9 protein-coding genes and 1 pseudogene are annotated in these 11764 nt (G+C 52.9%); all 10 read right to left on the bottom strand.

The features are described 5' to 3' along the window. Nucleotides 1–9: 9 nt before the first annotated feature. Entirely contained in the window at nucleotides 10–717 is a 708-nt protein-coding gene (locus MOST_RS13125; protein WP_054935908.1) for an ABC transporter ATP-binding protein, read from the bottom strand. Next, nucleotides 714–1436, bottom strand: coding sequence for an ABC transporter ATP-binding protein (locus tag MOST_RS13120; RefSeq protein WP_054935934.1), 723 nt, complete (start codon nucleotides 1434–1436; stop codon nucleotides 714–716). The genes MOST_RS13125 and MOST_RS13120 overlap by 4 nt, the downstream gene beginning before the upstream one ends. A 51-nt stretch (nucleotides 1437–1487) precedes the next feature. Continuing rightward, on the bottom strand, nucleotides 1488–2783 hold the full coding sequence (locus tag MOST_RS13115; RefSeq protein ID WP_054935909.1) for an acetyl-CoA hydrolase/transferase family protein: 1296 nt from the start codon (nucleotides 2781–2783) through the stop codon (nucleotides 1488–1490). A 46-nt stretch (nucleotides 2784–2829) separates the two neighbouring features. Next, nucleotides 2830–3855 carry a 3-oxoacyl-ACP synthase gene (locus tag MOST_RS13110; protein WP_054935910.1) on the bottom strand — a complete coding sequence of 342 codons (1026 nt, stop codon included), beginning with the start codon at nucleotides 3853–3855 and terminating at the stop codon, nucleotides 2830–2832. A 77-nt stretch (nucleotides 3856–3932) separates the two neighbouring features. After that, entirely contained in the window at nucleotides 3933–4211 is a 279-nt protein-coding gene (locus tag MOST_RS13105; RefSeq protein ID WP_054935911.1) for a hypothetical protein, read from the bottom strand. Between the two features lie 79 nt (nucleotides 4212–4290). After that, nucleotides 4291–7509, bottom strand: coding sequence for an ATP-binding protein (locus MOST_RS13100; protein ID WP_161952850.1), 3219 nt, complete (start codon nucleotides 7507–7509; stop codon nucleotides 4291–4293). Between the two features lie 245 nt (nucleotides 7510–7754). Next, the gene (locus MOST_RS13095; protein WP_054935935.1) at nucleotides 7755–8933 is read right to left on the bottom strand and encodes a substrate-binding domain-containing protein; all 1179 of its coding nucleotides are present in this window, start codon (nucleotides 8931–8933) and stop codon (nucleotides 7755–7757) included. Between the two features lie 209 nt (nucleotides 8934–9142). Further along, on the bottom strand, nucleotides 9143–9625 hold the full coding sequence (gene coaD, locus MOST_RS13090) for a pantetheine-phosphate adenylyltransferase (protein WP_054935913.1): 483 nt from the start codon (nucleotides 9623–9625) through the stop codon (nucleotides 9143–9145). Nucleotides 9626–9692: 67 nt separating this feature from the next. Further along, nucleotides 9693–10921 (bottom strand): annotated as a pseudogene (locus tag MOST_RS13085) (substrate-binding domain-containing protein). A 68-nt stretch (nucleotides 10922–10989) separates the two neighbouring features. Further along, nucleotides 10990–11730, bottom strand: a complete 741-nt coding sequence (fabG, locus tag MOST_RS13080) for a 3-oxoacyl-ACP reductase FabG (RefSeq protein WP_054935914.1) — start codon at nucleotides 11728–11730, stop codon at nucleotides 10990–10992. Between the last annotated feature and the right edge of the window lie 34 nt (nucleotides 11731–11764).

Genomic DNA, 11764 nt, shown 5'->3' with positions numbered 1-11764 from the left:
TCGCGTGCTTCAATGCGGGCTCAGGCTAATGCCCAGGTAACGCTGCTGCAGGGAAGTATCCGCTGCCAGGTCTGCCATCGTACCGCTATGCACTGTCCGGCCATCGTCGAGGATATAATACCGGTCCCCCACCGCCCGGGCCAGGTTAAAATTTTGTTCTACAAGGACCACGGTTGTTTCTTTTTTGATCTGTTTGATGGCTTCCGCCAGCTTTTCAACTACCACCGGAGCCAGCCCCTTGCTGGGTTCGTCGATCAGGAGCAGGCGGCTGTTGGTGACCAGGCCGCGCCCCATGGCCAGCATTTGTTTCTGACCGCCGCTAAGGCTCCCCGCTTTCTTCCGCCAGGCCGCCTTCAGGTCAGGAAAGATAGAGACTACTTTTTCCAGCAGGCCCTCCCCATTTTTGCTCCTCATTGCTATCTTTAAATTCTCTTCCACAGTGAGCCCGCTAAAAATAGCCTGGTCTTCAGGCACATAGCCTAAACCTTTTCGCGCCACCAGGTGGGCCGGCAGGCCCGTGATACCCTGGCCTTCAAACTCAATTTTGCCCTGCCTGGGTTTTAAAAAGCCCATAATAGTACGCAAGGTGGTTGTCTTGCCGGCGCCATTACGCCCCAGGAGTACCGTCACTTTCCCGGCAGGCACCTGCAGGGAAACACCTTGCAGAATGTGAAATTCGCCAATATACGTTTGCAGGCCCTCGACATTCAATATCATGCCATTCCCCCTCCCAAGTAGGCTGTCTGGACGCGTTCATCCCGGATAATTTGTTCGGGAGCCCCCGAAGCAAGTACGCACCCGTTGAACAACACGATAACCTCGTCGGAAAGAGACAGGACCATATTCATCTTATGTTCCACCAGGATGATGGTCCGGTCCCGCTTCTCCCGCAGGTGCTGCAATAGCTCGATCATGGCCGGCACCTCCTCCAGGGAGATGCCCGCCGTAGGTTCATCCAGGAGCATTACCTCAGGTTCCATGGCGAGGACAATAGCGATCTCCAGCTTGCGCTTCTCCCCGTGGGTCAGGGTGCTGGCCAGGGACCCCGCCTTTTTCCTTAAGCCAACTGTATCCAGGACTCCCAGGGCTTTGTCTTCCAGTTCTTTAAAGTGTACTACTGGCGTCAACGGGCGAAAACCGGTGCCTGCACTGGCCTGTACTGCCAGCCTCACATTTTCTAATACCGTTAATTTTGGAAACACGTTAGTTATCTGGAAACATCTCCCAAGCCCGCGCCTGGCCCTCTCATGGACAGGAAATCTGGTAATATCTTCTCCTTTAAAAAAGATCCTGCCTCTGGTGGGCACCAGTTGCCCGCTGACCAGGTTAAAGAAGGTTGTTTTCCCGGCACCATTGGGGCCGATAATTGACGTAAAGCAACAAGGCTTAAAAGACACATTAACCCCGTTTACCGCAAAGTGGCCCCCGAAAGCCATAGTTAAATCTTCCGTCCACAGGATAGCATCTGTCACTTCATTTCCACCTCCTCACTCCAGTTTAAGCCTTCTGGCCTCGCGACGCAATTCCTCTCTAAAGTCGGGATGGGCTATGGCAATGAGCCGGTTAACGCGTTCTTTCAGGCTCCGAGCCTTCAGGTGGGCCACACCGTATTCGGTCACTACATAGTCAACATCAGCCCGCAGCAAAGTTACTTTAGCCCCTTCCGGGAGGAAGGGTACAATGGTCGATATGGTACCATTTTTGGCCGTAGACCTTAAGGCGATAATGGACTTGCCGCCCCGGGACATCTGGGCACCAACAGCCGTGTCTGTCTGTCCGCCGGTACCGCTGTACTGCAGGTGGCCAAGGCTTTCCGATACCACCTGCCCGGTCAGGTCGATTTGTAAGGCTGTATTAACACTAACCATTTTGTAATTTTTAGCAATTACTCGTGGATCATTCGTGACTCTTCCCGGCTGGAACTCTATAGCCAGATTTTCATTAAGGAAATTATACAGTTTCCGCGTTCCCAGGGCAAAGTTGCCTACCATTTTGCCGGGCCAGAGGGTTTTGCAACGACCCGTAATAACCCCAGCCTCGGCGAGGTCCACCATACCGTCGGTAAACATTTCGGTATGGACGCCGAGATCCTTTTTGTTCTTAAGAAAGGTTGCTATAGCATTAGGTATACCTCCGATGCCCAGCTGGATGGTTGATCCGTCTTCAATCAGATCGGCTATAAAAGCGCCGATGGCCTGCTCTTCTGTACTGGGCTCTATAGGTGGCAGCTCATAGAGAGGGGCTTCGTTTTCAACGATATAGTCAACCTGGCTGATATGGACCTGGGTATCCCCATAAGTACGGGGCAGATTAGGATTAATTTCCAAAACTACAGTTTTGGCTACAGCCAGGAGATCCTTCTCATAGCCGACACCCAGGGACAAAGAAAAGTAGCCGTGCCGGTCCATGGGACAGGCTGTACCCCAGAAGAAATCTGGCGGGTCGAAACGGGCCTTGCGAATGCCCCAGTCACGACCGTGGGAAGGAATGAGGGATACGGTCCCGAGTTCGTGGCCCCGGCGTTCCCCGGCACCATAAAACCAGCTTTCCAGGAGGAAGTGCCCCTTCATGCTGGGGTCAAGGAAAAAATCGTACTCCCGCAGGAGCAGGGCAGAGAAGACACGCACGTTTTCCACTTCGTCCCGCCGCCTTCCCAGGGCGCCCAGGAGCCCCGGAGGGGCCGAGGCGGCCATGGCGGCGGCAATGCTGCAGCCTGAAGTAACCATACCCACGGCTTCATCTATACTGATACATTTACGACGGTATTCCTCATGCATGTTCATACGATCTGTTCCTCCTTGCTGTTCATCCCGGCCTCCCAGGCAGGCATCACCCGGCGCACGGTCCCCATTTAATGGCGGTAGCAGCCCAGGCATATCCGACCCCGGCGCTAACCATGACCACAAGGTTCCCGTCCTTCACACGCCCCTGCTCCAGGGCCAGTTCCAGGGAAAGCACCTGGTCTAGCTGGCCAATATGTCCGTAATCTTCAAGGTAAATGGACTGTTCGGGTTTCAATCCTAATTCAGAAAGGATATAATCATGGGCCGAGCGCTTCATATGCAGCAGGCATAAATAACCTATGTCCTGCACCGTATAACCGCTGGCCGCCACTGCTTCCCGGATGACCTGCAGGAAGTTAGGCATAGAAACTTCTTCCAGGCGATTCTTCATCCCCTCAGGATCGAAAACGTCCAACGTATATAGCCCCTGCGCCAAAGCTTCAGGAGTTATAGGTACTTTAGTGCCCCCAGCAGTAACCCCTACCGCATCGGCCAGGGAAGGATCCGTTATAATTTTGCTGGCCAGCACTTCGTTGCGCCCCAGATTTTTCTGCAGCACAATGGCCGCGCCCCCTGCGCCCAGGTTATACATAAAGCGCACCCGGGGATTCTTGTAATCGATAAAATCCACGTTACGATAACCGCCGGCCAGGAGGACGGTATTCAGGTTTTCGTCGGCCAGCATCATATCCCGGGCAACCTTCAGGGCCATAACCGTTGTACCGCAGCGCAACTGGACGTCAAATCCCCAGGCATGACCGGCTCCGATTCCTCCCTGTAATTTTATCGCTCCCGTCTGCAGGGGATGCTCTTTGTGCTCTTCTCCTACATAAATGACCAGGTCGATTTCTTCCGGGTCAATACGGCCCTTCTCCAGGGCCCGGCGGGCAGCCCTGATGCCCATTTCAATGGTATGGTCCTCTGAGCCGGGTACCGGCTTGCGACGAAATCCCAGCTTTTTTTCCACCACCTCCTGAGGTATCCCACTTTCCCTGGCGACATCGGCACTGGTCATATACCTGTCTGGCAGGTATACCCCGGTGCTGCGGATACCAATATTTACTGTGGCCATGTGTCTCTTTCCCCTTTCTCTTTAAAGTAATATCCAAACAAGGACAGGCCCGCAACTACGGCTCATTGTCCTCACTTTTAGAAATCGCCGCCGTCAGGGCATCTTCGTTTGGGCACACCTTCTAAAATTGAGTTCTTCACTACTTTGGCCGTTTCTAACGGGATGAACCTGGCGTCCTCCGGCCAGTTTTCTGCTTCAACAATCTCTGCCAGTAGGGAACTTACTTCCTTGAGATCGGCCAGGCGGTAGACCCGGCCGCTTTGCACATGCTGGATGGTAATGCTCCATGGTATCTGTTCGTTACCCGGCTCATGAACCACTCGAACAATAAAAGAAGCTACAACTCGTTTTGGCAATGCCTTTTGCTCCCCTCTAAAACAAAAGCCCGCTATCATCCTTCCAATAGGATGATAGCAGGCTCAAGTTGCCTTCAAGTTACATGGCGGCAGAAACCTGCAGTATCTTTTTATAAAGCTTAACCGTCTTAAGGGAAGGAGCTACGCCCATCTCTTCCCTTAACACTTGCAGGCATCGCTGGTAAACCCGTACTACCATAGCCTTGTTGTTCAATTTGCCATAGGAGTATATTTTTAAGCGATAGGCTTCTTCCCAGCAGTTATCCTTTTTCAGTATCCTGTCCGCCCATTCAATGCAGCCCTGGTAATCTCCCCGCCCGGCCAGCAGGCGGGCCAGGATTTCCGCCGCGTGGATGTACATCACCACCAGGCGTTCCCGTTCCTCCAGGCACCATTCATCCTGGTTTACTCCCTGCAGGTACTCGCCCTCATAGAGTTCCAGGGCTCTATTAAGCAGGGTCTCCGCTTGCTCCGGCCGTTCATTGACCACTTCCTCTGCCCGCCGGACCAGGCCCTCAAATTCTTCCACATCCAGCCAGAATCCTGAAGCCAGATTAAAAAAATAAGCCGTACCTTCACGCTGAATGAAAAAGGAGGGACTGCGCGGCTGCCTCTCCGGTTCCAGCACGCTTAGCAGGGTGTTCAGGGCTACTTTGAAGTCCCGGCCGGCAGCCTCGGGATCTGCTTCCGGCCATAAATAAGCCATTATTTCTTCTTTATGCAATAAGACGCGCCTTTTAGTGATCAGGAGCTGGAACAGCCGCCTGGCGCTCTCCCGGCGCCACTCGTGGCAACCGATCTCTTCTTCGCCGCGCCAGACGCGGAATTTGCCCAGGGTTTGAATGCGCAGGGTATAGCCGATGCAGGGAAACTCCGTATTTATCCCCATTTTTTGCAGCTGCCAGTCAACATAGGGCTGGCAGATATCCTGGCGCCTGGCCTCGTGTAAAAGGGGTACGGAAGCCCGGCCGTCACGGGCACCCAAAAGGGTCCCACGCTGGAGAAGAAAATCATACCCCCTGCTTTCACACAGCTCCAGTAGCTGGGTGAGCCTGGAACGCAATTCCTCACCCGGCCCTGCCTTAAATGCCAGATATGCCAGCCACCAGGCGGCCGTTGCCTTGCCAAAACTATCCCCGCAGCGGCAAAAAAGGTCATGGCCCCGCGCCAGGTACACCCTGGCTTCGGCGAGTTGCTGGCAGGTGGCTGCCGCCACTCCCAGGCAGTGATAAAGGACGGCTGTAAACCACCGGTCCCGTACCTGCTCGGTAACCCGTACCCCTTCCAGGCCGGAGCTTCTGGCGGCCAGCCAGTCTCCCTCCAGGCCATGGATCAGGCACTGGCCCATCATTACCTCCGTGCGGCCGCGGATTATCCCCAGGTTGTCGTTCAGTTCCAGCGCGCGCTGGTAGGCCTCCCGGCAGGCGCCGGTGGGCCAGCCTTTAAGGACCAGCAGGGCATGGCCCAGGCGTACATATCCCATGGCTTCCACAAAGGGCGATCGCAGTTTCTGTCCCAGGCGGATGCCCTCTTCCGCGGCGATGACGGCTTTTTCCCCCTCGCCAATCATAGAGTAACAGAGGGATAAAAGTAGTGGGGTTTCGCGAAAAGAAAGGGGGGGATGGTAGGAGCCTTTTTCTTGCGACGCCGAGCTTTCCAGCAACTGAATGGCTGCCTGCAACCTGCCGGTCCGCAGCAGGAGGCGGGCTTCAAAATTACCCCGGGTGGTGAGATGGAGCATCTCTTTGGCCAATTGCCGGTAGCGATGGGCATGACGAGGTTTGCCCTGATTGATCATGTTTTCAGCCATCAGGCCCAGGATCTCTGCTTTTTCTTCCGTATCCGCCTCGCCCAGAGCTTTATAAGCGCGGCGCAAGAAATCCTCGGCCAGGGCGGGCTGGGCTGTATCTACATAGGTTTCACCCAGCCCCTTCAAGGCCCTGCTCAGGCCTTTTCTGTCGCTGCTGTTCCTGCATTTTTCTGCCGCCCGCCTGTAGAGGGCCAGTGCTCCCTGGTAATTGGAGGCCAGTCTTTCCGCATCCCCCAGGGCCAGTAAAAACTCTACTTGCTCCTGGAATCGGGGCGGGAGCTGCTGCAGATAATGGCGCAAGAGGTGACCCCGGCCACTGCGGACCAGTTCCGAAGAAAGACGGGCCAGGACCTCAGCCGCATCAGCCCACTGGCGCCCTTCCAGCAAATGCTGGAAAGCCTGCTCCTCCTGGCCTTCCTTAAGATAAAAATATCCGGCCCGGCAATGGAGCAGCTCATAATCGGGCAGCCTTTTGCGGGCTTCCCGGCGGAGAAAATCCCGGAAGAGGTTATGATAGCGAAAAAGGCCGTTCCCCAGTTCAGACAGGAAAAGACCCTTCTTGCTGGCGCGAGATAGTAAACGGGGTGTAAATTCACCCCCCATTACCACCGTACAAGCGTGGAGGCTTAAATAATCCAGAATGGAAGTTTTGAGCAAGAATGATAATAAACTGCTATCCTGCCGCTCCAGTACATCCAGGATAAGAAATTCAAAAAGGCTGTCCAGGCTGTTATCCAGGGTATCACTAAGGGGCAACCGGACCGTCCCTTCTTTAATTCCCCTGCCGATAAGTTTGAGGGTCATAATCCAGCCTTCGCTGTAATCGTAAATCCACCGGGCGTCTTCCCGGGTGAGACGGGGCGAGAATTCCCGCGATAAATATTCATAAACTTCCTCAGGGTTCAAGGCCAGATCCTTCTCGTCGATCAGCAACCTCTGTCCCCTGGCCGCCTGGCGGTAAACTTCAGGAATTTCTACCTTTTCCCGGGAAAGAAGGGCTACCCGCAACCACCGGGGCTTACAGGCCAGAAAACGATCCAGGAACAGGGAAACCTCTTTTTCCTCCCCCACCAGGTGCCAGTCGTCGATGATTAAAATTCCTTCTGCCCCGGTATATTCTTCCAGGCTATGCAGCAGGACATTTAATACACTGTCCCAGTTTAACGCCTCATATTTTTTTAGCTCTTCTGGTAATTTATCCCTGATGCCGGGTGCCAGCTTCTCCAGGGCTCCTGCCAGGTAGCTGGCAAAAACAAAACTACTGGCATCCTCCGGCCCCGGGCTGTACCACCCGTAAGGCACCTCCAGCAGGGCAAGAGCCTGGACAATAGCGGTTGTTTTCCCGTAACCGGCCGGGGCGCTAATGACAGTAAGGGAATAATCCATAAGCCGTTGCAATTTATTTTTTAACCCAGGCCTTAACCATATATCTGCTGCAGGCCTGGGAGCAACCAGCTTGCTTTCCACCAGGGCCAGCGACTTTAGCATATCCCGGCCTCCCCTCCCGTTGTTAATAAGCCCAGGGGACTGCATATATTATTGGGATATTTCAAGCAAAAAGGCATGCCTGTAGTATTTAGACAACCGACCTGCCGGTTACAAAGAGGTGGCTTAACTTAATTTTAACATACTTTTAGTTGCATACAAGTTACAATTTGTAGTAACCCAGGTTCCCCTCAAAAAAGACGCCACGAGCTGTCGCCCGCGGCCGTCCTGACTGAAAACAGGTAAAATTAGTAACGCTTGTTTGTAATTGGAGGCACGGTTTCGTCCGGCTTTATTTCCCGGATCAGATTCGGTACCGGGTAATCAAAGCCTTCCTTTTGCTCAAATTTAATATGATAGAAGCTCTGCAGGGCCTGGTGATCCTCTTTGCGGAAGGTCATGGCACCCTTGGGTGTTTCAAAGCTCATGCCTTCCATTGCTGCGATGAGCTTATCGGCGCCGGTATCGCCACCGGTTTTTTCCACGGCCTGCAGGATAGCCGCTGCTACGGCAAAGCCACCGCAGGTAAAGAGATCAGGGGGCTGCCCATTAAAGCGTTTTTTATGTTCTTCCACCAGCCAGTCATTGAGCTTGTTTTTCGGGAGGCCGTAGTAATAGATAGAGAAGCCTTCCTGCCCTTCCAGGCCCTTCATGGCCTTCATGACGGCAATCTCCGGTGTCTGGGTGATGAGCTTAATGCCTTTATCCGCTACCTTCATATCCATAATCTGTTTCCAGGGCGTATTGGCAGTCCCGGCCCAGATAACATAAAGATAGTCGGGGCTGGCATTAATAATCCGCTGGATGTGGACGGTAAAGTCCGTGGCGTTCATGGCGACAAATTCCTGGATGGAGGTCTTGAGGCCTTTCTGTCCCGCTGCTTTCACAAAGGCGGTAGCACCATCGCGACCAAAGGAGTAATCCTGGGCCAGGATAGCGACGCTCGCCCCCGGTTTCGCGCTGGCAATGGCAGCCGCCGCGGCCAGGGCATCCTGGGTGGAGTTCCTCCCCGTCCGGAAGATGTACCTGTTCCACTGGGCCCCGGTAATGCTATCCGCCACCGCTGGCTCCACAATCATTACCCTTTTGTACTCCTGGGCCAGGGGGAGTATGGCCAGGGCGTCGGCAGAGCTGGCGCTCCCCACCAGGATGTCAACTTTCTCTTCTTCTAAAAGCTTCAGGGCTTTTTGTTTGGCTACGTCAGGCTTGGTAGTAGTGTCCTCGACCACTATCTTGATGGGCCGACCGGCCACTTCTCGTTTGCCCTGGGTAAGGTAGTCCAGCCCGAGTTCCAGGCCATTGATGGTCATCTTGCCATAAGTCTCCAGGGCGCCGGTAAGGGATGTAACTACTCCGATTTTGATCGGTTTCCCCGCCTCACTTGCTTTCCCTTTTTCCTTTTCCCCACCACCGCCACAGGCGGTCATAAAAGCAAGCAAGGCTATTGCCGTAAAAATCACAATTAGTTTTTTCCTCAATACTTTTTCCTCCTTCCCTTATTATCCAGGCATGAATTCTACAATAAAAATACTTTTCCCTGTCACCTCCCGCGCCTTTTTTAATCATTTGTTTTATCATTATTTTACGGTTATATAGTTACATGACAGTTACCAGGAAAAAACTGCTTATACCTCCTCTACCGGCGCCTGAAATGTCGCTGTAAAATTTCTGCTGCCTCCGGCGGCACCAGTCCTTCGAGGCATCCTCCAACTATAGCAACCTGGCGGACAATACTTGCACTAACAAAAGAGTATTCCGTTGTGGCCATCAGAAAAATGGTTTCAATATCTTCAGCCAGCTTTTTATTCATTAAGGCCACCTGCATCTCAGATTCAAAATCAGATACCGCTCTTAACCCTTTGATAATGACCGAAGCTCCTTCCTTTCTGGCGAAATTAACCATTAACCCCGAAAAAGGTTTGACGTTTACGTTGGCGAGGTGGCTGGTAGCAGCTTTAAGTAACTCTAATCTTTCTGCTAAATTTAAATATGTCCTTTTAGGAGTACTGACGGCCACTGCAACAATTACACTTTCAAAAAGGTTTGCTGCCCGTTTAATGATATCCAAATGGCCATTTGTTACCGGGTCAAAGGTACCCGGATAGATTGCCACCTGCAAGAGCCATCACTCCTGAAGCCAAAAATGCCGGGGTTATTACTCCCCGGCATAGTATAATTATAAAAATTTAATGCTTGTTCATAATAGACGTCACGGTTTCCTCCGGCTTTATCTCCCGGATCAGAATCGGTACCGGGTAATCAAAGCCTTCCTTCTGCTCGAATTTAATATGGTAGAGCGTCTGCAGGGCCTGATGGTCCTCTTTACGGAAGGTCATAGGACCCTTGGGGGTCTCAAAACTCATGCCTTCCATAACTTCGATAAGCTTCTCGGCGCTGGTATCACCGCCGGTTTTCTCCAGGGCCTGAACTATGGCCATTGCAGCCGCAAAGCCGCCAGGGGTAAAGAGGTCGGGAGGCTGCCCGTTAAAGCGTTTTTTATGCTCCTGGACCAGCCAGTCATTGGCTTTGTTTTTGGGCAGGCCATAATAGTATACGGAATAACCTTCCTGCCCCACCAGGTTCATCATGGCTTTCATGGCAGCGATCTCCGGCGTACCCGTTATGATCTTGATACCCTTTTCCGGCACCCGCATATCCGTGATCTGTTTCCAGGGAGTATTGGCGCTACCGGCCCAGATGACAAATAGATAATCGGGTTTAGCATTGATAATACGCTGGATGTTGGCCGTAAAGTCGGTGGCGTTCATAGGGGCGAATTCCTGGAGAATTACCTTCAGGTCTTTCTGTTCCCCGGCTTTTACGAAGGCGGCGGCACCCTCGCGACCGAAAGAATAATCCTGGGCCAGGATGGCTACCGAGGCGCCGGGTTTGGCTCCGGCAATGGCTGCCGCCACGGCCAGGGCATCCTGGGAAGAGTTGCGAGCCGTCCGGAAGATGTATTTATTCCACTGGGCACCGGTAATGCTGTCGGCCACTGCCGGCTCGACCACCATAATGCGCTGATACTCCTGGGCCAGGGGCAGGATGGCCAGGGCATCGGCGGAACTGGCGCTGCCCACCAGGATATCCACTTTTTCCTCTTCCAGCAGCTTCAAGGCTTTTTGCTTAGCTACATCAGGCTTGGTGGTAGTGTCCTCAGTTAATATTTCTACAGGTCGCCCGGCAACTTCTTTCTTCCCCTGGGAGCATACTCCAGTCCCAGTTCAAAACCATTTATAGTTGCTTTACCATAAGTCTCCAGGGCTCCGGTGAGGGAGGTAACTATCCCGATTTTAATCGGCTTCCTGGCCTCAGAAGCCTTTGCCCTATCTTTGCCCCCACTACAACCTGATAACAACAGCATTAAAAATAATAATGCAATTAACGACAGAGTGCCTTTTTGCTTCAGCTTCAATGGTTTTCCTCCTTCCTGCTAATCTCAATTGCCATTGGCTACAAAAAGGGTAGTCCAGGTGCCTGCTTCTAGATCATCAGGCCACCGTCTACACCCAGCACCTGGCCGTTAATATATGACGCTTCATCAGAAGCCAGGAACAGGTAAGCCGCCGCCACATCCCGGGGTACCCCCAGGCGTCCCAATGGTGTCCTGGATTGCATCAGTTCCAGGACCTTTTCCGGTACTTTGGCCGTCATATCGGTAATGATAAAGCCCGGCGCGATGGCATTGACGCGTATCCCTTTTTTGCCAAGTTCTTTGGCCCAGGACTTCGTTATGCCGATTACCCCGGCCTTGGTAGCAGCATAGTTGGTCTGGCCTACATTCCCGTAAACCCCCACTACCGAAGAGGCGTTGAGAATTACACCCGAACCCTGTTCCATCATAATGGGCACCACGGCCTGGGTGCAGTTGAATACGCCTTTCAGGTTAACAGCAATGACTTTATCCCATTGTTCTTCAGTCATTTTGGTCAAGAAGGCGTCTGCTGTGATGCCGGCATTGTTAATTAAAATATCGATCCGGCCGAACTCCCCTTTTGTGGCATCTACCATGTTTTGTACGCTGGCCCTGTCGGTGACATCTACCTTGAAGAAAAGAGCCCGGGCTCCTGTAGACTTGAGTTCTGCGAGAGTTTGTTCCCCCGCCGCCGCATCAAAATCGCAAATTACCACCATGGCCCCTTCACGGGCAAAAAGAAGTGCCGTTTCCTTGCCGATGCCCCTAGCTCCTCCGGTAATGATGGCTACTTTATCCTTTATACGCATGAGTTCTCCTCCTCGAAATATTTTTTGATATAAT

It is taken from the genome of Neomoorella stamsii (genome assembly GCF_002995805.1).
In the GTDB taxonomy this organism is placed as follows: domain Bacteria; phylum Bacillota; class DSM-521; order Neomoorellales; family Neomoorellaceae; genus Neomoorella; species Neomoorella stamsii.
Note: the sequence above shows the minus strand (reverse complement) of the source record. Positions and strands in the feature narration are given on the sequence as shown.

Bases quoted from the DNA above. Each gene is read 5' to 3' on its own strand.
- fabG (WP_054935914.1), bottom strand. From the start codon at position 11,730: ATGCGTATAAAGGATAAAGTAGCCATCATTACCGGAGGAGCTAGGGGC.
- MOST_RS13115 (WP_054935909.1), bottom strand. From the start codon at position 2,783: ATGAACATGCATGAGGAATACCGTCGTAAATGTATCAGTATAGATGAA.
- MOST_RS13120 (WP_054935934.1), bottom strand. From the start codon at position 1,436: ATGGCTTTCGGGGGCCACTTTGCGGTAAACGGGGTTAATGTGTCTTTT.
- MOST_RS13100 (WP_161952850.1), bottom strand. From the start codon at position 7,509: ATGCTAAAGTCGCTGGCCCTGGTGGAAAGCAAGCTGGTTGCTCCCAGG.
- MOST_RS13125 (WP_054935908.1), bottom strand. From the start codon at position 717: ATGATATTGAATGTCGAGGGCCTGCAAACGTATATTGGCGAATTTCAC.
- MOST_RS13110 (WP_054935910.1), bottom strand. From the start codon at position 3,855: ATGGCCACAGTAAATATTGGTATCCGCAGCACCGGGGTATACCTGCCA.
- MOST_RS13095 (WP_054935935.1), bottom strand. From the start codon at position 8,933: ATGACCGCCTGTGGCGGTGGTGGGGAAAAGGAAAAAGGGAAAGCAAGT.